Annotated in this window: 22 protein-coding genes; 12 read left to right on the plus strand and 10 right to left on the minus strand. The window is 56.4% G+C overall.

The features are described from left to right. The first annotated feature begins 167 nt into the window (after positions 1-167). On the plus strand, positions 168-1,040 hold the full coding sequence (locus FRY97_RS13265) for an alpha/beta fold hydrolase (protein WP_147168029.1): 873 nt from the start codon (positions 168-170) through the stop codon (positions 1,038-1,040). A 5-nt stretch (positions 1,041-1,045) separates the two neighbouring features. On the opposite strand, the gene FRY97_RS13270 is transcribed toward FRY97_RS13265, so the two are convergent. Beyond that, the gene (locus FRY97_RS13270) at positions 1,046-1,678 is read right to left on the minus strand and encodes an NAD(P)-dependent oxidoreductase (protein ID WP_147168030.1); all 633 of its coding nucleotides are present in this window, start codon (positions 1,676-1,678) and stop codon (positions 1,046-1,048) included. Between the two features lie 109 nt (positions 1,679-1,787). On the opposite strand from FRY97_RS13270, the gene FRY97_RS13275 reads away from it, so the two are divergent. From FRY97_RS13275 to FRY97_RS13285, 3 genes are all read left to right on the plus strand, one after another. After that, a complete protein-coding gene (locus FRY97_RS13275; RefSeq protein WP_147168031.1) occupies positions 1,788-2,123 on the plus strand; it encodes a winged helix-turn-helix transcriptional regulator in 336 nt (111 codons plus the stop codon). A 197-nt stretch (positions 2,124-2,320) separates the two neighbouring features. Further along, the gene (locus FRY97_RS13280) at positions 2,321-3,349 is read left to right on the plus strand and encodes a hypothetical protein (RefSeq protein ID WP_147168032.1); all 1,029 of its coding nucleotides are present in this window, start codon (positions 2,321-2,323) and stop codon (positions 3,347-3,349) included. Continuing rightward, complete coding sequence (locus tag FRY97_RS13285; protein WP_147168033.1) at positions 3,249-5,624, plus strand: hypothetical protein; 2,376 nt, start codon at positions 3,249-3,251, stop codon at positions 5,622-5,624. Before FRY97_RS13280 ends, FRY97_RS13285 begins: the two co-directional genes overlap by 101 nt. A gap of 296 nt (positions 5,625-5,920) precedes the next feature. Here FRY97_RS13285 and FRY97_RS13290 read toward each other — a convergent pair whose 3' ends face one another. Beyond that, the gene (locus FRY97_RS13290) at positions 5,921-6,331 is read right to left on the minus strand and encodes a hypothetical protein (RefSeq protein WP_147168034.1); all 411 of its coding nucleotides are present in this window, start codon (positions 6,329-6,331) and stop codon (positions 5,921-5,923) included. Positions 6,332-6,926: 595 nt separating this feature from the next. Here FRY97_RS13290 and FRY97_RS13295 point away from each other — a divergent pair. The 3 genes from FRY97_RS13295 (at position 6,927) to FRY97_RS13305 (ending at position 10,013) form a co-directional block, all read left to right on the plus strand. Next, positions 6,927-8,432: a M14 family zinc carboxypeptidase gene (locus FRY97_RS13295; RefSeq protein WP_147168035.1), complete on the plus strand. Its 1,506-nt coding sequence runs from the start codon at positions 6,927-6,929 to the stop codon at positions 8,430-8,432. Between the two features lie 88 nt (positions 8,433-8,520). Then, positions 8,521-9,063 (plus strand): DinB family protein, encoded by a 543-nt coding sequence (locus FRY97_RS13300; RefSeq protein WP_170254636.1) that lies wholly within the window; start codon positions 8,521-8,523, stop codon positions 9,061-9,063. Then, positions 9,060-10,013, plus strand: coding sequence for an FAD-dependent oxidoreductase (locus FRY97_RS13305; RefSeq protein ID WP_147168037.1), 954 nt, complete (start codon positions 9,060-9,062; stop codon positions 10,011-10,013). The genes FRY97_RS13300 and FRY97_RS13305 overlap by 4 nt, the downstream gene beginning before the upstream one ends. On the opposite strand, the gene FRY97_RS13310 is transcribed toward FRY97_RS13305, so the two are convergent. The 5 genes from FRY97_RS13310 to FRY97_RS13330 form a co-directional block, all read right to left on the minus strand. Next, entirely contained in the window at positions 10,010-11,023 is a 1,014-nt protein-coding gene (locus tag FRY97_RS13310) for a cytochrome-c peroxidase (protein WP_147168038.1), read from the minus strand. The genes FRY97_RS13305 and FRY97_RS13310 overlap by 4 nt on opposite strands. A gap of 110 nt (positions 11,024-11,133) precedes the next feature. Beyond that, positions 11,134-11,883, minus strand: coding sequence for an MbnP family protein (locus FRY97_RS13315; protein ID WP_147168039.1), 750 nt, complete (start codon positions 11,881-11,883; stop codon positions 11,134-11,136). A gap of 66 nt (positions 11,884-11,949) precedes the next feature. Further along, on the minus strand, positions 11,950-12,336 hold the full coding sequence (locus tag FRY97_RS13320) for a hypothetical protein (protein WP_147168040.1): 387 nt from the start codon (positions 12,334-12,336) through the stop codon (positions 11,950-11,952). Positions 12,337-12,384: 48 nt separating this feature from the next. Next, the gene (locus tag FRY97_RS13325; protein WP_147168041.1) at positions 12,385-13,293 is read right to left on the minus strand and encodes a transporter; all 909 of its coding nucleotides are present in this window, start codon (positions 13,291-13,293) and stop codon (positions 12,385-12,387) included. Between the two features lie 340 nt (positions 13,294-13,633). Beyond that, positions 13,634-14,020 carry a hypothetical protein gene (locus FRY97_RS13330; RefSeq protein ID WP_147168042.1) on the minus strand — a complete coding sequence of 129 codons (387 nt, stop codon included), beginning with the start codon at positions 14,018-14,020 and terminating at the stop codon, positions 13,634-13,636. Positions 14,021-14,160: 140 nt separating this feature from the next. On the opposite strand from FRY97_RS13330, the gene FRY97_RS13335 reads away from it, so the two are divergent. The 5 genes from FRY97_RS13335 to FRY97_RS13355 all read left to right on the plus strand — a co-directional run bounded on the left by FRY97_RS13335 (position 14,161) and on the right by FRY97_RS13355 (position 18,541). Next, the gene (locus FRY97_RS13335; protein WP_170254637.1) at positions 14,161-15,564 is read left to right on the plus strand and encodes a glycosyl hydrolase 53 family protein; all 1,404 of its coding nucleotides are present in this window, start codon (positions 14,161-14,163) and stop codon (positions 15,562-15,564) included. Positions 15,565-15,914: 350 nt separating this feature from the next. Then, positions 15,915-16,325: a 6-pyruvoyl trahydropterin synthase family protein gene (locus FRY97_RS13340; protein ID WP_147168044.1), complete on the plus strand. Its 411-nt coding sequence runs from the start codon at positions 15,915-15,917 to the stop codon at positions 16,323-16,325. 59 nt (positions 16,326-16,384) lie between these two features. Continuing rightward, positions 16,385-16,981: a GTP cyclohydrolase I FolE gene (gene folE / locus FRY97_RS13345; protein WP_147168045.1), complete on the plus strand. Its 597-nt coding sequence runs from the start codon at positions 16,385-16,387 to the stop codon at positions 16,979-16,981. A gap of 22 nt (positions 16,982-17,003) precedes the next feature. Continuing rightward, positions 17,004-17,882, plus strand: coding sequence for an ACP S-malonyltransferase (fabD, locus tag FRY97_RS13350; protein ID WP_147168046.1), 879 nt, complete (start codon positions 17,004-17,006; stop codon positions 17,880-17,882). Between the two features lie 98 nt (positions 17,883-17,980). Beyond that, positions 17,981-18,541: a YqgE/AlgH family protein gene (locus FRY97_RS13355; RefSeq protein WP_147168047.1), complete on the plus strand. Its 561-nt coding sequence runs from the start codon at positions 17,981-17,983 to the stop codon at positions 18,539-18,541. 280 nt (positions 18,542-18,821) lie between these two features. Here FRY97_RS13355 and FRY97_RS13360 read toward each other — a convergent pair whose 3' ends face one another. The 3 genes from FRY97_RS13360 to FRY97_RS13370 form a co-directional block, all read right to left on the minus strand. Then, complete coding sequence (locus FRY97_RS13360) at positions 18,822-19,781, minus strand: D-2-hydroxyacid dehydrogenase (protein WP_147168048.1); 960 nt, start codon at positions 19,779-19,781, stop codon at positions 18,822-18,824. Positions 19,782-19,941: 160 nt separating this feature from the next. Continuing rightward, a complete protein-coding gene (locus tag FRY97_RS13365) occupies positions 19,942-21,102 on the minus strand; it encodes an ArsA family ATPase (RefSeq protein ID WP_147168049.1) in 1,161 nt (386 codons plus the stop codon). A 406-nt stretch (positions 21,103-21,508) separates the two neighbouring features. Continuing rightward, positions 21,509-22,861, minus strand: a complete 1,353-nt coding sequence (locus FRY97_RS13370; RefSeq protein WP_147168050.1) for a methyltransferase RsmF C-terminal domain-like protein — start codon at positions 22,859-22,861, stop codon at positions 21,509-21,511. Positions 22,862-23,497 lie beyond the last annotated feature (636 nt).

Below are 23,497 nucleotides of genomic sequence, written 5' to 3' on the forward strand. Positions count from 1 at the left end.
TGCTCAACCTCAAATGCCCCGGCGCCTTATCGGGCTGGCCGGCAAGGGGGCGCTGCTGTGGAGGCGGCGCCCCCTTTGTGTATGTACGGAACGCAAAAAAATGCAGCCCATCTGCATAATTTGGCTGCAAATAGCTAATATGCATACGCTTCTAAAATCTGTAAAGCATGGTATGGACCCTTAACGAATGGCGCAGGCAGGGCTACTTTATGGAAACGGCTGCAGGGCAGGTGTTTTACCAAATGCGGGAGCATCGATCGGGGGAGGTATTGTTGTTGCTGCATGGCTTCCCCACCGCATCCTGGGACTGGCATAAGCTGTGGGGGCATTTGTCGGAGCGTTTCAGCCTTTTGGCCCCTGATTTTTTAGGGTTGGGGTATAGCGATAAGCCGTTGGCCCACGAGTATACCATAGCAGGGCAGGCGGATATGGCAGAGGCGCTTTTGGAGCACCTTGGAGTGAGCGAATACCACATCCTGGCACATGATTATGGGGATACGGTGGCTCAGGAGCTATTGGCCAGGGATGCAGAAAGAGCGGGCCCCTTGAGGGTACAGTCTGTTGTCCTGCTGAATGGGGGGCTGTTCCCAGAGGTGCATCAGCCGAGGCCTGTCCAAAAGCTGTTGTTGGGGCCATTAGGCCCTTATGTGTCCGGGTTGCTTGGGCCGCGGGCACTGCAGCGCAATTTCCGGGCCATATTTGGGCCGGGCACACAGCCGGGGGCAGGCGAGCTGTCGGACTGGTGGTCCTTGATACAGCACCAAGGAGGGGCTAGGGTGCTACATCTGCTCCTGAGGTATATGCCGGAGCGGCAGGAGCACCGTGCCCGGTGGGTTGGGGCGCTGGCAGAAGCTCCGGTTTTGGCGCGGTTCATAGTAGGCTTGGCTGACCCTATATCTGGGGCATTGATGGCGCAGCGCTACCGGGAGCTGGTGCCCGAAGCCGATGTGGTAGAGCTGCCGGGCATTGGGCACTATCCGCAAGTGGAGGCCCCAATGCAAGTATTGGAGCATGCTTTGTCCTTTTGGGATAGCCTCTAGGGGCATCAGTAGCTCACGAAAGGCATTTGCCGGCCGAATGCAGGGGATTCCACCTCTCTGAGGATGAAGGCGGCCAAGTCTGCCCGTCCGATTTTGGTGCTGGCATTCACGCCTACCCACCCCACGCGGTACTGCCCGCGCTCCGGCTTATTGGTCAGGCGGGGCGCGCGTACGATGGTCCAATTGAGCCCGCTTTGCTTCAGCACCTGATGGTGCCCCGCCGCGTCTTGGAGGAGGCTGGGCACAGCCAGTTTCATAATGCTGCGGATCAGTTTGTCCGCTAGCTTGGGCTGGTCTTTTTCTGGGTAAGGCAGGCCTCCGCCGGAAAGGGAAATGATGCGCTGTAGGCCTTCCTGTTGCATAGCTTGGACGATATGGCGGGTGCCTTGTGTTTGCAGGTGTGGCGGCGACCCCTTGACCTGTCCGAAAAGGCTGACCACGATGTCTGCCCCCTTGATGGCCTGCCGCACCTCAGCGGCCTTGAGCACATCGCCTTGAAGGATGGTGAGCCCTTGCTGCGGATGGGGTATTTTAGAAGGGGTACGGGCGAGCGCTTGAACGGTATGCCCGGCTTCGAGCGCTTTGCGAAGGAACTGCCGGCCGGTCTGCCCGCTGCCGCCGAATAGTGCGATGGTCATAAGCGTGGATTTTAAAAGGGTTGAAAATTGATTTTCTCTTCTAGTGTGCATAAAATTAGGTAGGTTTGCAGTACAGGCCTATTTTAGCAGTACTAACCTTTTTGTAAGTATGGATAAACCACCAGTGCCCGTCACTGCCCGCTGCCCTGTAAGGACAGCGCTCGAGCTATTGGGCGGAAAATGGAAGCTATTGATATTGTACCAGCTGGAGCAGAGCCCTGCCCGGCTTTCTGCCCTTAAAGCCCGCATACCCGACATCAGCGAAAAGATGTTGATACAGGAGCTGAAGGTGATGGTGGACAGCGGGCTGGTGCACCGGAAGAACTTTGGGGAAGTGCCGCCCCGGGTAGAGTACCGCCTTACGGAAAAAGGGCGCCTGGCTATGCCGGTCATAGCCGCATGCAGGGCGTTTGGGCAGGCTTATGTACGTGGGCTGCGCGAATGATGCGGAGCAGTGGCCCTTGGGGCCAGACCCGCTGATGAAGCGGGGCCGAGCAGGCTTGCGAGCTGCGCAGCGTAGTGGCCCCGGTTTACGGGGCGCGCCCTCATCCTTTGCACGGGGGGCACAAAAGTGGGGAAAGGGCAGGTTGTCCTTTGCAGTTTTGGGTATAGTCATTCACTTCCATAGATGGAGAAAAAAGTATGCAGATCAATTTAAGGGGACTGGGCTTGTTATGGTGCCTGCTGGCATTGGCTGCTTGCCAAAAAGGAGGGGGGGTGCCCCCACAGGTGGCGTATTACCACTGGAAGTCGGTGGTAGATCTATCAGCGGGCGAAGTGGAGCGGCTGAACGGCGAGGGCGTTAGGCGCTTGTATGTGAAGTATATGGATGTAGACTGGGAGGGAGGGCAGGCTGTGCCCAAGGCGCCTGTAGAATTCAGGGGGGACGCCTGGCGGGCATTTGAGATAGTGCCGACGGTGTTCATCACGAACCGGACTTTTCTGGAGGGGGCAAACCCCCGGGTGCTTGCAGGGCAGGTAGCGCGTTTTTTGTCTGAGGCCAATGAGGCCAATGGGGCAGCGCCAACGGAATACCAATTTGATTGTGACTGGAGCGGGGCGACGCGCCTGCCCTATTTTGCTTTTTTGGAGGAGGTCAGGCGCCTGCTGGGCGGGGCCGCACTTTCGGTGACCATCCGTTTGCATCAGTTGCGCTACCCTGAGCAGGCAGGGGTGCCACCGGCCGACCGCGGGGTGCTGATGTACTATAATATGGGGGATATCAGCAGCCTGGAGGAGCCCAACAGCATACTGAACAATCGTACGGGCGCGCGCTATCTGCAGGCAGGGCAGGGCTATGCTTTGCCGTTGGACTATGCCCTGCCGGTGTTCTCTTGGGTACTGGCCTATCGGCTGGGCGAGCTGAAGTTTATCCTCAATCAGGCTGAATGTGCGGCGCTAGATACGCTGGCCGGGGTTGAAAAATTGAAGGAAGGGCAATATCAGGTGGGGCAAAATACGTACTTTGGCTATCATTACCTCAATGCTGGCGACCGGCTGCGCTGTGAGTCGGCTAGCTTAGCGGCTCTGGAAGAGGCGGTCCGTCAGCTCAGCAAAATCCAAAACCAAAGTGAACAACTCATCTTTTACCACCTCGATGAAAAAGCCTTGGGCGGGTATCCGCCGGGCCTGGCGCAACACCTGGCTGAGCAGCTTGCTGGTGCTCAGTAGCGCGTGGGGGGCATTGGCCTGTGGGCCAGCCGATTATTCTTTTCACTATTTCAACCTCTTCGTGCCGGAATGGATTTTCGGGGAGGAGTACAGCCCTGCGTTTTATACCACAGATGGCTACTACAGCATCTGGTCTGAGCCGGACTACAAGCGGGCCAATCTGGAAGCTTGGAAAGCCCTCATTGGGCAGCAGGTAGAAGCGCCGGTGCTGGAGCGTATCCTTTACAACACTTACCCTGAGGGGCTGTACGATATAGAGCGGGCCGACCTGGTGCGGGAGCACTTGTACAAAGGGGGTGCCGGAGGGGCAAAGGCTGAGGCAGTGAAGCGCTATTTGTTGCTGGCCTTGGAGATGGAGCGCCTGGCAGACCGGCCAGTGGATAGCTGGGGCTATGGCGGCCAGGAGCGCATGCCGCAGCAGGAAGCGCAGCTGCTGATCGGCCGGATACAAGAAGCGATGAAAAGGGAAAAAGTGGGCGAGCTCAAAGACCGATATGCGTTTCAGCTGATCAAAGCCTACCGGTACAGCGGGCAGCCCGACCTGGCGCGGGCCGCCTACGAGCGCCACTTTGCAACCCAGGACAAGCTGGGGCTGATCGGGTATTGGGCAATGGACCACTACGCTGGCCTGCTGCTGCAGGATGGCCAGAACGGAGCCGGCTACTACCATTTCCTGAAGGTGTTCCGGGATGCCCCGAGCCGTAGGCACAGTGCTTACTACAGCCTCAATATTGGCACAGCCGCGGACTGGGATGCGACCTATAAGCGTTGCAAAAAAAAGGAGGACAAAGCATTGCTCCACTTCATCCGGGGCACCAAGGATGGGGTGCTGGCGCTGGAGGATATGCGCGCAATTTTTAGCCTGGTGGGCAACCACGAATGGCTGAAGATTGTCATGTCGAGGGAGATCAATAAGCTGGAGAGCGACAACCTGGAATACTATTCGGAACAGCCCATACAAGACCTGATGGCTAAGGCCAAGGCAGGGGAGAGCTTGCTGAAGAATGCAGACTACGATGAGTATGTAGGAGAGCTGTTGAAATTTGCGAATACGGCCCTGATCAACAACCCGGGCGATGGCTTTTGGCTGGTGGCCAAGGGCTATCTGGAATTTTTGTCGGGGCAATTGGACAATGCGGCCCTGACACTGGAAAGGGCCAAGGGGCTGGAAAAGCCTTTTTACCGCATACAGGCAGAAGTGCTGCTGGCGATACAACTGTTGCAGGCGGAGGAGCCTCTGACAGTAGCCCAAGAAAACCTGATGGCCGAGCAGGTGGTCGAAATATTTGAAGACGAACGCACACAGCTCTACACCGACCGCAACAATCAGGAGTTTATCCTTGATTTGCTGGCGGCGCGCAAGGAAGCAGACGGGGATGCGCTGCTGGCCCGGATGCTGAGGCGGGAGGAGTTCAGTACTTACCGCATCAGCCCAGAGCTGAGCCAGATAGAGGATTTGTTGGCACGGGTGGAGGCAGATGATTTCACCCTGCTCGAACTGCTTGCGCTCAAGCATTTTGTAGGCAATGCCTCCCCTTGGTACACCTTCAAAGTGGACCGGGCTACGGCTATGGGGGAGATCAGGGGGGCAGTACTGGAGGCCAAAGCCCGCGTGCTGATGAGAGACCCTGCCCGCTTGGCCGAAGCGTCAGCGATTTTTGAGGCCCTGCCTGCGTCTTTTGACTTCCCGCTCGCCCACAACCCTTTCAACAGCAGCCTGAACGATTGTGTGCACTGTGGCAGCAACACCAATGCCCGGCAGACCCGCAATGAGTTTGTGCGCAAGCTGGCGGAAATTTATGAAATCGCCATGCAGACGGGCAGTGCTACGGATTATTACCTATTGGGCAATGCCTACTACAACATGACGTATTTCGGCCCGGCTTATTATGTCATGAATTACTACCGCAGTGGGTCTTCTTTTGACGGCTTTACGGACTGTTCGGTGGCCTTAGGTTTTTATCAGGCGGCTATGGAGGCTGCCCCGGATTTGGAGTTAGGCGCCAAAGCTTGCTTTATGGCCGCAAAGGCTGAGCAGAACAACTATATCTTGCAGCGGGCGGCCAATCAGCCAGCAGATGAGTATTGGTGGGGGAAGTGGGAGATCTCTACTTGGCCAGAGAGCGAAGGCTATTATGAAGACTACCTGCAGGAAATTGCCCGGGACGGGCACCGGAGCTATTTTGAGAAGCTTACGGCCCAGTACGCAACAACGGATTTCTACAAGCAGGCGGTGCGCGAATGCAGTTACCTCTACTATTTTGTGAGCAATTGAGCCAGCGCTGATGCTGGCTCATGCCTCAAAAGTGAGCTGGCACCGCGTTACGGTTTGTAAAACAGAATAAAGCCGGGCTTACAGCATGCTGCAAGCCCGGCTTTAGATTTTAGCGCCCTAGTGCCTCAATCCATAAACCCTTGACACCCCAAGTTTTGTTCTTTTCCGCCTCCTCTTCGTTAAAGAACCGCTCCTTTAGCTCGGGCTAAAGCCGCGAACCTTCGCCTTGATTAGCCGGAAAACAACTCCAACTTAAGCATCAGAGATTGATGACTTAAGGCACTAGGGCTCGAAGGTTAGCCATCAATCTTGTTGCCGATTTCCTTCAGTGTGCTGCTGACATCAGATTTGAAGCCCTGCCAGCCTTCCTTGGCCTGCTGCCCGAGCGCTTTCATCTGCTTGTCCAGGTCTTGGCTAAATGCTTTAAGCTGATCCATTTCTTCCTGCAGCTCAGCTTTGGCCTCTTCGCTCGCATCGGCCATTTGGCCTTCCAATTCGTTCATCTTTTCTTTGATATCTTCCTTGGCCCGCTCGATTTCAACTTTCAGCTCCTCTTTATCAGAACGGAAGGCGTCAGCAACGTCGTTCCCGGCATTTTCCAGGTCCTCTTTGGCATCCTCCATGGTGTTGCTGCCGTTGTTGCAAGCAGTGAAAGCGAGGGATACGGCAAATACGAGGAGCAAGCTCCAGATGGCATTGGTTTTCATAAAATGTTGTGTTTTGGTTTGTGGAGTTGAAGGATGCGGGCATAGCGCCCTGAGCACACAATTAGCAGCTCTCCTTTTTACTCCGGTAATTTGAAAGATGACACCCTAAGAGTACGGGATGTCAAAATCACAAGTTTGATGTATCAGGTACACCGATAAAACGGGCGGTTTTGCGCAGATGTTCGTTCGTGGCAAAGATTATCCTCGGAGGGGCACAAGCCAGATTGTCGTTTTTTTGGAGCCTGCCCCCTCCGCAAGGATAGGGGCCTGCCCCTGCCCAACGGGCAGGTGCCGCTATGCTACGGGGCTCGCTGTCCGCTCGGCCCCTCGCCCTACAGGCGTCGGGTCTGGCCTTCGGCCACCCCTCCGCAGCGCTAGGCCAATGCCAGCCTAAAGTCTGAAAAGCATAAACGCCCGCGACATTTTGGTTTACGCCTCCCCGGTGCGCGCGCTGGCCTGGCCAATAAGTTAGCAGATGTATGTATATTCAGCCATCAGATCTTGATGCATCGGGCCAGTGTAGTGGTTGACATGAGCTACTTCAGACCTGTAATGCCCCCCGGCGCATCAATGCTATCAGCCAATCTATTTGACCATGAGAACTCTTGTTGCCTTCCTGAGCCTATTGTTATGCATAAGCAGCTGCGAGCCGGCTGCTGTGCCCGTTGAGGAGCCTGCACAGCCCGCTCCTGCCCCCCGCCCGCCTGCACCTGAAGTGGCGGCTGCGCTGCACGAAGCCTACCCCGCTTACCGGGAGGCTGCCATCCAAGACCGCCGTTTTAAGCACGAAGACATTGAGCCTATCATCGCTTCTCTGCCGGCACCTTTCCGGGTAAAGCCCATTGGAGAGTCTGTAGAAGGCCGGGCCATTTATGAAGTTGCCATAGGCAAGGGGGAGACCCCGGTGTTGCTGTGGTCACAAATGCATGGAGATGAGCCAACGGCTACGATGGCCCTGTTGGATATTTTCCGCTTTTTCCAGGCCTCGGGCGATGGGTTCGACAGCCTCCGCGATCAGCTTTTAGAAGAGCTCACCCTTCATTTTATCCCCATGCTGAACCCCGATGGAGCAGCGAAATATGCCCGTCGGAATGCCCTTGGGATAGACCTCAACCGCGATGCCCTACGGCTTCAGAGCCCTGAATCGGTGATTTTGAAAGCCGCGCGCGAGCGCACGCAAGCGGCATGGGGCTTCAACCTGCACGATAAAAACCGCTATTATGCAGCGGGCAGCCAACCTAAAACTGCCGCAGTCTCTTTTTTGGCGCCAGCCTTCAACCCAGAGAAAGATATTAATGAGGGCAGGGGCAATGCCATGCAGCTGATCGTCTTGATGGACGAAGTGCTGCAGGGGTACATCCCAGATCAGGTAGGGCGGTATGATGACACTTTCGAGCCTCGTGCTTTTGGGGACAATATCCAGAAATGGGGCACCAACACCATACTTATCGAGAGCGGAGGGCTGAAGGGCGACCGCGAGAAGCAGTACCTCCGGCAATTGCACTTCACCATATTGCTGACCGCTATGCAGGCTATTGCTACTGACGGGTACGAGGAATGGCCATTGGCGGGTTACGAGGACATCCCGTTCAACGACGGGGGCGCTTTCCACGATCTGCTCATCCGTGGCGCGGCATGGGAGCATGAGGGCCAAACCTATACCATCGACCTGGCCTTCCGGCAGCGGGAAGTAGGATATGGCGATTACCGCTCCTTCTATCATCGGGGAAGCATTACTGACTTAGGAGATTTATCTACTTACCATGGCTATCAGGAGCTGGAAGCCACCGGGCTGCAGGTCAGGCCGGGCAAGGTTTACCCCAAAGTGTTCCCTGCTCTTAGCAGCCTCCCCAAAAGCGGGTTGAAGAAGTGGCTGCGGCAAGGGTATACGACATTCGAAGTTGAAGGCAAAGTGGACCCTGCGCTTACAGCCGGCTGGCCTGTGGAGGTGGTGCAGGCTGGCCGTGCCACCGCCAATCGGGTGGAGCTTTATACCAACCCTTCCCTTTTGCTAATGCGGGATGGAGCCCCTGCTTTCGCCATCATCAACGGGGCGCTTTTTGCCTTGGAAGGGGAGGAGTTGGATTTGATCGATTTTTAGCCCAATACAAATGATACGGAAAAGCACCTCTTTTTTACTTCTTTTATCGGCAGCCTTATCATTGGGTGCCCAAATTGACAGACCGCCTATGGAGCCCAAAGATAGTTTGCCCTTTTCTGATATTACCAAAGTGCCAGGGCATTATCACGCTTCTGCCATGGCAGCACGGATGGTAGAGGGGCTCGGTTTTAGGTACTATTGGGCTACCGAGGGGCTGACAGAAGCGGACCTGGCCTACCGCCCCAGCCCCGATGGGCGTACCCTCGGTGAAACCCTGGAGCACCTCCTCAGCCTTTCGGAAATGGTCGCCAACAGTGCCCGGCAGGAGCCTAATGTCCGCCCCGCTGAGCCCGTTCGGCTTGGGCTGCCGGCCATGCGCGAGCGGACTTTGCGCAACCTTGAATTGGCGTGTGATACCTGGCTCAGCGCAGCAGCTGATGACATGGCAGCCTACGATATGCAATTTGAGCGCTCAGGCGCAAAATCATCGGTGCCTTTTTGGTACCTCATCAATGGCCCCGTGGCAGATGCCATCTGGCACGTAGGGCAGGTGACGGCTTTTCGGAGGGCTGCCGGCAACCCGGTCCCGCCGGGGGTGGATTGGTTCAAAGGGAAACCTCCAGGGCAATGAACAGGGCTATCGTCATAGGAGCCGGCGTTTCAGGCTTGACTACTGCCATTGTGTTGCAGGAAGCGGGCTGGCAGGTGGAAATCCGGACAGCAGCGTTGCCTGGGCAGACCAATTCTGCTGTTGCAGCAGCCATTTGGTTCCCTTACGCTGTAGAGCCGCTTGAAAAAGCCAATGCATGGAGCACGGAGACTTACCATGCCCTTAAGGCCCTGGCCGGGGAGCCGGGCACAGGTGTCAGTATGACGGATTTCCTTGTCCTTACCCGCCCAGGCCTCGACCATAGCTGGAAGGAAGGGCTGCCTAAAGGGGCCGTCCGCGCGGCCGCACCGGCAGAATTGCCTGAAGGCTACCAAATGGGCTATATCGCCCAAGTCCCTCTGGCAGAGTCTCCTGTCTATCTGCCATACCTGCAGCGCCGCTTGGAAGCTGGGGGCGGGCAGATCAAGCTACAGGAAGTGAGTACCGCCGGAGCTTTACTGGACGAGTGCAGCTTGGTGGTCAATTGCTCAGGGCTTGGCTCCCGCGAGCTCTTCAGGGATGAAGGAGTGTATCCTATCCGGGGGCAGATTTTGAGCGTGGAAAAGCCAAAGTCAGCCCGTTCAGCAGTAGATTCTATGGACAAGGGCCACCTGGCCTACCTCATCGTCCGCAGCAATGATATGATCATGGGCGGGACCGACTATGATGGCGATTACAACACCTCGCCTGTTGCGGCAGATACAGCAGAGATATTGAGCCGCTGCCGCCGCATACAGGCTGATGGGCCGCCCCCCCGTATCAACCGGGCATTGGCTGGGCTGCGGCCAGGCCGTAGCGCTATCCGTTGTGAGGCCGAGGCAGGAGCCCCCATTATCCACAACTATGGGCATGGCGGCGCAGGGGTGACGGTCAGTTGGGGCTGCGCCCGGGAAGTGCTCAGGCTCGCACAGCCGTTTGGCGGGATGGCTTAGCGGAATTGCTCATCCGTAAGGAATGCGGTGTCGGTAAGGGTTTGCAGAAAGGCAATGAGGTCGCTTTGCTCTTGCTCAGACAGCCCCAGGGGCTTAACACGAGGGTCTTGGTTGGCGTGGCCTTTCCCGCCTTGATTGTAATGTTGGACGACAGCTCGCAAATCGGCTAGGCTGCCGTCGTGCATATAGGGCGCGGTCACGCTTATATTCCGTAGTGTTGGCACCCTGAACTTGCCCATATCTTCTTCCTGTAGCGTCACCCGGTGGCGGCCCCCATCTTCATATTCCAGGTAAAGCCCATTGTTAAGGAACTGGTTTTGTGTGAAATTGAAACCGGAGTGGCAAGTGCTACATTGTGTGCGGCTGCTGAAAAATAGCATTTCGCCCCGGGCTTCAGCAGCAGAGAGGGGCGCCCCGCCTTGTTGGGCGATGTCGTATCGGCTATGCCCGCTGATCATCGTCCGCATAAAGCTCCCTAACGCACGGGTGATGGTAAAAGGGCTGGCATGCTCGCCATAGGCTTTCGCAAAAGCTGCTTCATAGGTGGGCATCGCGTTGAGGCGCTCGGCAGCGAGGAGGATGGAAAAATCCATTTCTGCATGGTCCTCAATAGGGACAATGGCCTGCAGATCGAGTTTGGTAACGCCTCCGTCCTTATTGATGCGGCTGAGGTAAGCAACGTTGGCCAGGGTGGGGGAGTTCCGGAAGCCCAGCCGCCCTTGTACGCCCGGGCTGATGGGCCGGTCATCGGCGAAAGCCAGCTCTTGGCGATGGCAGCTCTGGCAGGATATACTGGAGTCGCTGGAAAGCACAGGGTCATAAAAAAGCCGTTTGCCGAGCGCTACCCGGGCTTCTGTCAGTGCATTATCTTCCGGGATAGCCGGGGCAGGGAACCCCTCCGGCAGCTTGAGCGCAAAAGGGGTGGTGTCTTCAGGGCTAAAAGCCTCTGGTTCACAGGAGAGGAAGGCAACAGCAAGTAAGAGGGATAGGCCCAGTTTTTTTATGAACATCTGTAAGCAGCTTAGGTTAAAAGCTCCGGGAGCAGGCACATCAAAGCCCGCCCCGGAGTAAAACTGACTAGTGTAAACTAAGGGGCCGCCGCGGCGGCCCCTTAGTGTTTTTAGTGCTTCACAGCTATGGCGCTGCTGATGTTGTCGCGGACAGCAGCTGCAAGCTCCGGATTATTGCCAGTGTGGGTCACATAGTCCGTGCTCAGGTCGATGCCGTTGAACAGGCGGGCCAGGTCAAACTCGAAGTGGAGCATATTGCTGCCCGTTTCCACATCCTTGTGCACGGTGTACTCCAGGTTCTGGAGCATGGGGTTGGTGCCCAAGTGGAAAGCCATGGTCTCGTCTACCATGCCATCGCCATCGGTATCTACTTTGCCGTCTACGCGCAAGAAGCGGTAGCCGGAGTTCCAGTTCCAGTGCATAGCCGGGAATTGGACCGCGAGGGGGTCAGCAGCGTCCCGGCTGGTGAAGTCTTCCTCGGTTTGGCTGTTGGTGATGGAGTCTACCCCAACAAAAAAGCGGGCCATGTGGTAGTGCCCAGTTTTGACAGAAGCGACTTCCTGCATGCCCGATTCGGGCGTGACGAGTAGGTACTTGCCGGCTACGTCCAGCATGTCGCCTTCTTCTGGCATAAACTGAATGCCCCCTACATAGAAGTTGGCGACACTGAATTTGACGGCAGTGCCGCCAATGGTGTAAACCGTAGCCGTATCAAATGGCATACCGTCAACGGCATATTCGAACATCATGTTGAGGGCGCCTTCTTCATTGGAAGGGGTGTTTTTGTCCTCTTCACAAGCGGTGAGGGCAAGACCGAGCAGGCTAATCAGGGCGAGGGTGCGAAAGCTTGAAAATTTCATTTTGATAAACATTTAAAGGATGATCAAAGGCATTTTGCCTTTGCGTTAAAATAGTTCAATGCAAGCCTATTCAATCCGAACAGGCACCGTTGCTTTTGTCTTGTTGTTGTCATGGTCGTCAGCTTCTACCAACAGCTCGTAAGGGCCTGGGGCCATGCCATCTAGGCTGAAGTCCAGGCTGACTTCCAGGTTGAGCGTGTGCAGGTGCTGCTTGTCTACGAGGTACGGCATATTGTCCTCTAGGCTGACCAGCCAAATGAAGTAAGTATGAAGCCCCAGGTTTTCGTCAAAAACGACGTCCACGGGCAGCGCGGTACCGGTCGGGTAAAGGCTATTGGGCGCAGGGGACATGATTTTGATGTTGGGGGCTTCCACATCGAGTTGGGCATCCCGGCTGCTGCAGCTGCTCAGGAAGAGGCTTGCCATCGGAAGTGCCCAAATCCATTTTTTCATAAGAAAATGCTGTCGGTTAAGCCAGGCGGTTGATACCGCGGCCGGCTGTTAGAAAAAAACGTTGAAATGGACGGCAGCCCGTTGCCGGGCGTCCACCAGGCCGTTGTTCCAATCTTGCCGGAGCGGCAGGCTCCAGGCAATGCCCAGATTCAGGTTGCCTAAAAAGGCTTCCAGCCCTGCATTGGCCAGCCACGCCCGGCCTCCGGTCTGCGTACGGAAATACCCCCGTTCGGTGTCCAGCTCAGCGGCTTCGTACATCAGGCCAGCATTGGGCATGAGCTGTAACCGCCCATGCTGCCTCAGTGTGAAAACGCTAGCCAGGCCGGAGAAGCGGTTGCCAAAACGGTAAGTACTGGAGCTTTCCCCATTGAAGCGGGCCGTGGCATCCACATTCAGCCCCCAGCGCTCGTACCGAAGGGTATAGCTCAGGTTGGCCAGGGCATCCCAGCTGCCGGTGCCTACCTGGAAGTTGGGGTTGGCCACTTCGTTGGGGCCCGGCGTTTCAAATCTGCCCGTTGGAGCCTTTGCCCCTGCGCCTAACGAAAGCCGGTGGCGGAATAGGCTATAGGTGCTGTCAGGGCTCGACCAGAGCGCGTAGTGAGCCATAAGTGTGAGGTCGCCCAGCCCGGACACCGTTTTAGGGGTACCGTCCTCTTGCCGTAGGTGGTAGGCGTAAGGCAGTATGGCTGTAAGCTGCCATTTTCGCCCTGCTTGCCATCGCCCACGCACTTCCAAGCTGTTGAAGTACTCTGTCTGCGGGCTTGCCCCGGGCTCGAAGCTGAGGTCTGGGAAAGTACGGTACTGCTGGTGCTGCCACCAAAAACCGATGTAATGGCCTCCAAGCTGGGGCAGGAGCCCCGCATAACCGGGCGACATGCTACAGCCGCAGGCGTCGCAGGCTTTACCGTGCCCAAGGATGCCTAGAAAAAGTAGAGAAAGCAGGAACAACCGCTTCATACCGGATAGGTATTTGTCAGGTTATCGCCCCGGGGCGTGCCCCAGGACAGCTGCTGCCAAAAGCTGGCACAGCAGGCTGAAATCAAGATTGGAACAGGGCGCACAGGGAGCAGCGCTGATGGGCCTCGATAACCCTCTGCTAGCGGCAAGCGGTCTGGCCAAATGGGCTTCAGCTTGAAACTACAGGCAGAAAATCTGGCGTAGCCGTACGAATAGATCGGATGGCTGATAGCGTACAGGCAGGGAAAACTACCCCTTGGTTCTTAACCCGGTGGCCCGGGCAGTTATTGGGCGGGCAGTACTGTGCGCTGCACATAGGCGCTAAGCTCCTGGGAGAAAATCAGGCAAGCCTTGGCGGGTGGAAAATGCCCGGCCCAAGCCATTGAGGGGAAAGCATGTGGCAAACCGGCTGGAATACAGCTCGGGCAGCGGCTGCAACAGGGGCCTCGGCCGGCTGTTGAAGGAGGTAAAAAGGGGAGAGGAGCGTACGGTTTTCTTCAGGAGCAGGAGCCTGCCCTGTTGTACCCTCATCCTGCCCAATGGCATCGGCAGTGACCGTTTGAACATAGCAGCTGCCGCTGCACATCAGCTCTGGCTCGAATCGGTTGACACAGAGCTCAGCCGCGACGTAATCTTTGTTCCATTGCAGCCACAAGGACAGTGCTGGCAGGTAAGCTGCCTGCAAAGCCACTAAGGCGAACAAGAAGATGGACCAAAGAATTTTCATATCTGCAAAGGTAATGTAATTTTATCCTGCTTTGCAAGTCCATATGCATTGTCTTTGATTGCAAAAACATACTTTGTCTTATTTATCCCTTTTGCCTGAACAGGGCCACAGGCTGCAAGCTGGCCCCTGAAAAAATGATCATGCTGAACCGGACAATCTTATCTTTAATCGCTGTCTTGATGCTCGCTGCTGCCCTAAATGGCCAAAGCGCCTTCATCCGTGGAGCCGATTTATCTTACGTACAAGAAATGGAGGATTGCGGCGCCTTATTCAAGGATACAGCAGGCAACCCTGCGGACCCCTTTGAGTTGTTTGCGCAAGCAGGCTGTGATATGGTGCGCCTCCGCTTGTGGCATACCCCTGCCTGGTACGACACCCTGAATTCAGGGCAGCGCTACAGTGATTTTACAGATGTGCTGGAAGCGGCTCAGCGCTCAAAGGGCGCAGGCATGGGCGTTCTGCTGGACTACCACCTTTCCGACTTTTGGGCTGACCCGGGCCGGCAATGGGTGCCTGGCGCATGGCTGCCGGTAGTACATGATCTGCCAGCCCTGTCCGATTCTGTATACCAGCATATTTATACCACACTTATGGCTATGCATGAGGCTGGCGCACTGCCAGAGATGGTGCAGGTTGGCAATGAGACCAACCGGGGCATCCTGCTCACGCAAGAGGAGAATGATGCGGGCTGGGTACTAGACTGGCCAAGGAATGCCGCGTTGTTCCAGGCTGGGCTGCAAGCGGTCTCCGATGTGGAGTCCGAAACCGGTCAAGACATCCGCAAGGCTATCCACATTGCCGGGCCGACCAATGTGGGCTGGCTGATGGAAGGCTTTGCCGCCAATGACGTTACCGGCTTTGAGGTCATCGGGCTGTCGTATTATTGGCAGTGGCATCAGCCGACCACCATAGCGCAGACGGGGAGCATCATTTCCAGCTTGGTGGCAGATTATCCCGGAAAGGAGGTGATGATTTTTGAAACGGGCTATCCCTGGACGATGGACTGGGCAGACGGCGCCTCCAATATCCTCACGGATACGCACCCGGATTATGCCCCGGCCAGCCCTGATGCACAGCGGCGGTGGCTGGAAGACCTGTCAGACGCGGTTGCTGCCAACGGTGGGAGCGGGGTTTTTTACTGGGAGCCCGCTTGGGTATCTACTGCTTGCTCCACGCCTTGGGGGCAAGGCTCTCATAAGGAGAATGCGACATTCTTTGATTTTGACAGCCGGGTGCTCGAAGGCGGGGGCATGGATTGGTTCGGAGGGGAGGCTACTACGCCCACAATTGATGCTGCACCTCAAATACAGGTTGTGCTGCAACAGCGAGGGCAAGCCCTTTGGGTAGAATTGCCCGCCGAGCTGCCAGCCCTGCTGAGGTGTGATGTTTATGACATTGGCGGCCGTGGGGTCAGGTCTTTCCCTCTGCAAGGGGGCGGGCAGGAGTTTAGGCTTAGCGGCCTTCCTGCCGGCACCTACGTAGCTGTCGTCCAATCGGCTGGGCAGGTATTCGCTTCGAAGCTGTTCGAGCAGGCGGGTGAATGAACAGGCTAGTGCCTTAAGCCATAAGTCTCTGATACTTAAGTTGAAGTTATTTTCCGACTAATCAAGGCGGAGGTTCGCGACTTTAGCCCGAGCTAAAGGAGCGGTTCTTTAACGAAGAGTAGGCGGAAAATAACGAAACTTGGGGTGTCAAGGATTTATAGTTTGAGGCACTAGGGCTCCTGTGGCAACAGCACAGATATTGAAGCCCAATACAGGGCTGAATTTGATGAACAATTCGTACTTTTGCGCGGCCAAATGGATAGATGGCAACCCTATCTCCGGGGCATGGAGCAGGCTAGGATCGCCGGGGCTTTGGCCACCGGAGTACCCAATAAATAGAAAAGCGCAAGATGGTTTATCTGACAAGAAGAGAGCGGTTCAATGCAGCGCACAAACTCTGGGTGGACGCCTGGAGCGACGACCGCAACCGCGAAATGTTCGGTAAGTGTTCTAACAAAAACTGGCACGGGCACAATTATGACCTGTTCGTCACGGTCAAAGGCAAGCCTGACCCCGTCACTGGTTTTATCGTAGATGTCAAACAGCTAAGCAAGCTCATCAAGTCTTCTATTGTGGACAAGGTGGACCATTGCAACCTCAACCTGGACGTTGACTTCATCCCTAAGGGCATGCAGCCTACTACAGAAAACCTGGTCATCTTGTTTTGGCAGCAGCTCGAGCCCTTGCTCGAAGGGTGCCAATTGCATTGCATCAAGTTGTACGAAACGGAGAATATCTTCGCAGAGTATTACGGGGAGTAGCCCAGCCCCGCCAACTAAGCAGGGGCTGGCTTGTTAACAAGGAGATCAAAACTCCATACATGTCTTATACCAAACAAGAAAACTACGACGGGGCGGCCACAGAAGAGCTCACCAGTTTCTACGGGCAAATGCTGGCCCGCTTGGGGGAAGACCCCAGCCGGGAAGGCTTGCTCAAAACCCCGGAGCGAGCCGCCAAAGCCATGCAATTCCTGACCCAGGGCTACCATCAGGACGCAGAGGAAATCTTGACTTCTGCCATGTTCCGGGAAGACTACAGCGAGATGGTATTGGTCAAAGACATAGAGCTGTACTCTATGTGCGAGCACCACATGCTGCCCTTTTTTGGCAAAGCGCACGTAGCCTACATACCCAACGGGCAAATTGTCGGGCTGAGCAAAATCCCAAGGGTCATTGATGTTTTCGCCCGCCGCCTTCAGGTACAAGAGCGGCTCACAGACCAGATCTTGCACTGTATCCAGAATACCTTGCAGCCGCTTGGGGTGGCGGTAGTCATCGAAGCCCGGCACATGTGCATGATGATGAGAGGGGTACAGAAACAAAACTCTGTTACAACTACATCGGCCTTTACAGGAGAGTTTCAACGGGCAGAGACCCGGGGCGAGTTCCTGACCCTGGTCGGTGCCAATTTACACTAAATCACCAAAGCAGACTGGAAAGATGAAAGCATACGTATTCCCAGGCCAAGGCTCACAGTTTGAAGGGATGGGGCAAGACCTCTACGAAACCGGGGGCATCGCCAAAGAATTGTTTGAGCAGGCCAACGATATCCTGGGCTTCCGCATCACCGATATCATGTTCACGGGCTCCGCAGAGGACCTGAAGCAGACCAAGGTGACACAGCCGGCCGTCTTTTTGCACGCCATCGTCAAAGCGCGTATGGCTGGAGAGGCCTTCCAGCCAGAGGCCGTCGCAGGCCACTCGCTGGGAGAGTTGTCTGCCCTCGTAGCTGCAGGCGCCTTGTCTTTCGAGGATGGGCTAAAGCTGGTGCAGGGGCGCGCCCTGGCCATGCAGAAAGCCTGCGAAATACAGGAGAGCACCATGGCGGCCATCCTCGGCATGGAAGATGAGCAGGTAGAGAGCATCTGCGATAGCGTAGACGGCATAGTCGTGGCAGCCAACTACAATTGCCCGGGGCAGCTGGTGATTTCCGGCGCTGTACCCGCAGTAGAGGCGGCTGTCGCCAAATGCCAAGAGGCCGGTGCCCGCCGGGCGGTCATCCTTCCCGTTGGGGGGGCATTCCATTCTCCCCTCATGCAGCCAGCACAGGACGAGCTCGCGGCTGCCATCGAAGCGGTGAGCTTTTCTGCTCCAGCTTGCCCGGTGTACCAAAACGTTACGGCCAAGGCCGAAAAAGACCCCGAAGCCATTCAGCGCAACCTCATCGCCCAACTGACCGCCCCAGTCCGATGGACGCAGACCATGAAGCAGATGATCGCTGATGGTGTCACCGAGTTCGTCGAGGTCGGGGGCAATGGCAAAACCTTGCAGGGGTTTGTCAAAAAAGTAGACCGCCGATTCCCGACAAGCGCCCTCTAGCTCCAACTGCCCGGGCTTCCTGATTGAACCATTTGGCAGGCCCGGGCGGTTGTATACATGACCGATGCAGGCAATCAACCAGAGTTTTATCCAAGTTTATGATTAGAAAGACCGATGTATCTACAGGGAAAATCCTTCTTGCCGAACCCTTTATGATGGACCCCCACTTCCGCAGGTCGGCAGTGCTGCTTTGTGACCATGGTAAAGACGGCAGCGTTGGGTTTATCTTAGATAAGCCCTTGGATATGCGGATCGACGAATTGATTGCTACCTTCCCCGAAATAGAGGCTACCGTGTTCTACGGTGGGCCGGTACAAACGGATACCGTACATTATTTGCACACCAAAGGGGACCTCGTTGATGGCAGCCGGGAAGTTACCGACGGCATCTTTTGGGGCGGTGATTTCGAAAAGCTCAAATTCCTGATTTCTTCCAAACTCATCCTGCCTACTGATATCCGCTTCTTTGTGGGCTACTCCGGATGGTCGGAGGGCCAGCTGGCCGAAGAAATGGAAACGGGCTCCTGGATACTGAGCGAAATGTTCTTCAACTACCTCTTTGGCAGCACTTCCAATACCGTATGGAAGGAAGCCCTTGAGCACAAAGGGGACAGCTACGCCGTTATTGCCAATATGCCAGACCACCAAAGCTGGAATTGATCGTGGTTGTCCAACCTGCCGCAAACCCTTTGAACTTTTTTTGGCCTGCCCCCTCCGCAAGGATAGGGGCCTGCCCCTGCCCAAAGGGCAGGTGCCGCTATGCTCCGGGGCTCGCTATCCGCTCGGCCCTGTCGGGCTTATCCCCCCTTCGCAGCGCTAGTCCGATGCCAACCTGAAAGCGGATGGCGGGCGGCATTTCGGCTGCGCCCCTCCAGCCTTTTTCCCATCCCTCCTGCTTGCTTGTCAAGCTAACTTCGTTAAGCCTCACAGACGCTGCCCATTAGGGGTTGACAACATGCTGAGGCTGCCCTTCCAGGTAAGATTGCACATTGGCGATGGTGATATCCATTAGCCGTTGCCGGGCAGCCTGAGTAGACCAAGCCATGTGGGGCGTGATCAGGCAGTTGGGGGCGTGCAGCAGCGGATGGCCTTCAGGAGGGGGCTCAGCGCTCAGCACGTCCAATGCCGCACCGGCCAGCCAGCCTTCGTTCAATGCCATGGCCAGGTCGGCTTCGTGGACCAGCCCGCCCCTTCCCGTATTGATCAAAAAGGCATCGGGTTTCATGGCCCGGAGCAGCTCCCGGTTGATGATTAGTTCATTCTCCTTGCTCAATGGAGCGTGGAGGGTTATCACATCGCTTTGGGCAAACAGGCGGGAAAGGCTGGTAAAAGCAACCCCCTGCCGCGCATCTCGCTCGGGGTGTTTATGGGCAGCCAGTATTTTCATCCCAAATGCCAGCCCAATCTGTGCCACTTGTTGCCCAATACGGCCAAAGCCATAGATGCCCAATGTGCGCCCGGAAAGCTCCGGGATAGGCTGAAGGGTATAGCTGAAGTCCTGCCCACGGCTCCATTGGCCCTCTTTTACGCTAAGATGGTGGGCGGCCACCCGGTTAGTCAGAGCGAGCAGGAGGGCAAAAACGTGCTGCGCTACAGCCGGGGTGCTATATCCTACCGCATTGCACACGGGCACTCCGCGCTCTTTCGCCGCTTTCAAGTCGATGTTGTTGTACCCGGTGGCGGAGGCCACTATGCACTTCAGGTGGGGCAGCTGTGCAAGTGCTTCCGCTGTGACCGGAGTTTTATTCACAATGAGGATATGAGCTTCAGCGGCCCGGGCAGCCAGCTCCTCAGGCGGGGTGTAGTCGTAAACTCGGCAATCCCCAAGGGCTTGAAGCTTTTGCCAGCTGAGGTCTCCAGGGTTGAGGGTGCGCCCGTCGGTCACTACGATATTGGCCATGGCGATAGGTTTGATTGGCACACAAGATAATGTGTAGGGGGTGAAATGCCTTGCCCATCTTACTATTTTACCACAGCAGAGGCTTCTCAGAACCTGCCGGGCGGGCAAATGGGTTAGCCGCTTGGCAGCCCCTCTTTTGCCAGGCCTGCACAGGCGGAGCTCAGGGCGCTAACTCGATGATCAGCCAGGGCGCTTCATATCGGTACGGCCCCAGCTGCAGGTAGTGGGCAAAACGCGGAAGGGCCACCGGGCGTTTTTGGTTGCCCAGCGAAACCATGAGCTCATCCCCGAATTTCTGCACCTTGAGCTTGCCTTCCTCAGCAAGCGGCAGCTTGAGCTTCACTTCGTAGCCTTTCCCGCCCCGTTCTTGTATGGTGAAGGCCTTGTCCTGGTACAGTACCTGAAGGAAAGGGGCGCCACCGTAGAGCCGTTGCCCAATATTTTCCAGCAGCGGCAGCCCAAACACTTCCTGCCCCTGATGTGGGAGCTGGAAAATGGGCAGGGGCGCAAAAGCCTCCTCGATCTCCCCAAGGTAGCGCGCTTGAGTCTGCAGGTACTGCCCGAACCCGCCCTGCCCCGCCGCTTCCGGGAAAACCCGGTTGACCAGCACCGCGTCTACATTATAGCCATACAGCTGCAGATAGGTCAGCGCGCGCATAGCCTCACGTATGACCATCCGCTCGGGGTTCAGCACAATGCGGATACTGCTTATGCCAGGGTCCTGCATTACCTTTTGTATAGCCTGTAGCTTGTCGAACAGCCGTTCCATCTCGTCCAGCCCATGATCCAATGGTATGCCCGTCATGCCACGCACCATAGCCCCAAAGCCTTTCATGGCAAACCGCTGCCCCGGGAAGGCCTTGAGCAGCCAGGATTGGGTGGCCTGTGGAAGCGAAAGGAGGCTGAGCGTTTCTCCGGTAGGCGCACTGTCGATCACGATCAGGTCGTACTGCCCGCTATTGTAGTGCTCCTCCAGCCAAAGAAAAGCGGAGGCTTCTTCCATCCCCGGCAAAGCGGACAGCTCCTCCGCTACAATCTGGTCTACACCCTGCAGGCGGAAAGTAGCAAGCATGAGCTGACGGATGTTGCCCCAATGTTTTTGCATGGAATAGTATACATCTACTTCCTGGGCGAACAGGTTGGGCTCAACCTCCTGAGGCTCTGCCGAAAGCTCCTGCCCAAGCGCATCAGAAAGGCTGTGTGCCGGGTCTGTCGAAAGGATAAGGGTGCGCTGCCCTTCCCGGGCAGCTTTCAAAGCAGTGGCAGCGGACAGCGTGGTTTTGCCGACCCCTCCTTTGCCAGTGAACAAAAGGATGCGCATAACATTCAACGTTTGGTTGGACTATAAAAGAGGGAAGGGGGCGTTTGGTTAATTCCCGTAGCAAAATAATTGGGGTTGACTGAGTGGGGCCTGCCCCTGCCAGCGGGCAGGTGCCGCTATGCTGCGGGGCTCGCTTTTCGCTCGGCCCTGTCGGGCTTGCCACCCCTTCGCAGCGCTAGTGCCTCAAGCCATAAATCCTTGACACCCCAAGTTTCGTTATTTTCCGGCTACTCTTCGTTAAAGAACCGCTCCTTTAGCTCGGGCTAAAGTCGCGAACCTTCGCCTTGATTAGCCGGAAAATAACTTCAACTTAAGTATCAGAGATTTATGACTTAAGGCACTAGTCCGGCACCCCATCATAAAGAAGGCTGGGGTATGGCGGGGCACATCCAGCAGGGAAAGCCTGCTACATCCTGACCCGGAGCTCGTTGGGGAAATAATTGTTGAGCCTATTGGGCAAGAGCTTAGCCCAGCCCAGCCCCTGGTTTTGATACGTCATCAGGTGCCAGCCCTTGGCTTTGGCGGCTGCAGGCATGAAAGGGGCCTTGCGCAAGAAGGACAAGGCCTCCTCTTCGCTGGCCTCGCAGCGGGGCACGTCCTCGGACAAGTGGATGGAAAGGGCCAGCTCGTGGGCAGGCACAAGCTGCTGCCCTTTAAGGGTGCCCACCGGAGTGCCGGGGTCTACCCTGGGAAGGGCTTTAGCCAAGGCGCTGCACATCTGCATGGCCCGCTGCGGCAGCAGGTAAAGCCCTTGCTTTGGTGTGGCCAGCACTGCCCAGTCGTCGTCGGTTAGTGAGGCCCAGTGGGCTACGGCCTGCCGGCTTTGTTTTGGGGCTGGCGCAAAATAGGAGAGGGCTACTTTTGGTGCCCGTACGCCGGCATTGGCCTCTTTCCGCCGCAGCAGAGCGACATAAAAGCCTTCCCCCTTCACCCGGTGAGGAAAAAATTGGTAGCCACATTCGGTTGCGGTAAGCCCCCAATCTTGGGGCACAGGCACAGCGGCTAGTTCAAACTCATCGTGAGCAGACAGGGCCTGCCTGACCCTGCCGTCGTTTTCGTAATGGTTATAAGTACAGGTACTGTAAATGAGGTACCCCCCGGGGGCTACAAGCGGCAAAGCATTGTCCAAAATGCGCCCCTGCCGGGCACTGCACAGCTGCACATTCCCCTCCGACCATTCCTGCACCGCATCTGGCGATTTCCGGAACAGCCCTTCCCCTGAGCAGGGGGCATCCGTCAAGACCAAGTCGAACTGCCCCTTCAGCGGGGCAAAGTGTTTGCTATCAGCTTGGGCAGCAATGACATTGGACCGGCCCCATTTGGCCAGGTTGTGCCTAAGCTTGGCATACCTCGTTTTGATCACCTCATTGGCAACGACAATACTGGACTCAGGCAGCTGATTGAGGAGGATGGCGGTTTTGCCGCCCGGGGCTGCACAAAGGTCCAAGGCAAAATCGACAGGTCTCTCGCTTTGTATGTGGGCTGCCAAATACGCAATGAACATAGAGCTGGCCTCCTGCACGTAGTAGGCGCCTGCGTGGAAGAGGGGGTCGAGCGTAAAGGAAGGGCGGCGGCTGAGATAGCGGCCAGTAGGGTTCCAAGGCACGGGCTCACCGCTGTGGGCGTGTGCTGACAGTTTGGCCCGATTGTAGTTGATGCTCACAGGGGGAGGGCTGGAGAGGGCCGATTCGAAAGCAGGGAAGTCTGCTCCGAGCATATCTTGCATCTGCCGGGCAAATGCTTCCGGTAAATTGTGCATGGTCGCGTTGTTGTTCGGGGAAAGGGCGAAAATCGGAAAAAAATGGTTGTCGCAAAGGGGCCTGCGGGCAAATAATGGCACTAAACAGCAAAATCTACACCAATCTAGGCTTGATGCGCCGGGGATCGGTGGGGCGTGAACCAAATTGTCGCAGGCGTTTATGCTTTCCGGGCTCTAGTGCCTCAAGTCATAAATCCTTGCCACCCCAAGTTTCGTTCTTTTCCGCCTACTCTTCGTTAAGGAACCGCTCCTTTAGCTCGGGCTAAAGTCGCGAACCTTCGCCTTGATTAGCCGGAAAATAACTTCAACTTAAGTATCGGAGATTTATGACTTAAGGCACTAGCCTGGCATTGGCCTAGCGCTGCGCAGGGGTGGGCGAAGACCAGACCCGACGCCTGTAGGGCGAGGGGCCGAGCGGACAGCGAGCCCCGCAGCATAGCGGCACCTGCCCGCTGGCAGGGGCAGGCCCCTATCCTTACGGAGGGGGCAGGCCCATCTCGCAAAGCAGGCTGGGCAGGCCCATCCAAAAAAAACGACAATCTGGTTTCCGCCCGATCAGTGTAGGTTTAAAATGGGGCTCTCCTTCCCACGCTATGCCTTTTTCCAGTCACTTACCGTCTATCTGGCACCTTTCAG

Origin of the sequence: Phaeodactylibacter luteus (assembly GCF_007993045.1) — a bacterium.
Lineage (GTDB): Bacteria > Bacteroidota > Bacteroidia > Chitinophagales > Saprospiraceae > Phaeodactylibacter > Phaeodactylibacter luteus.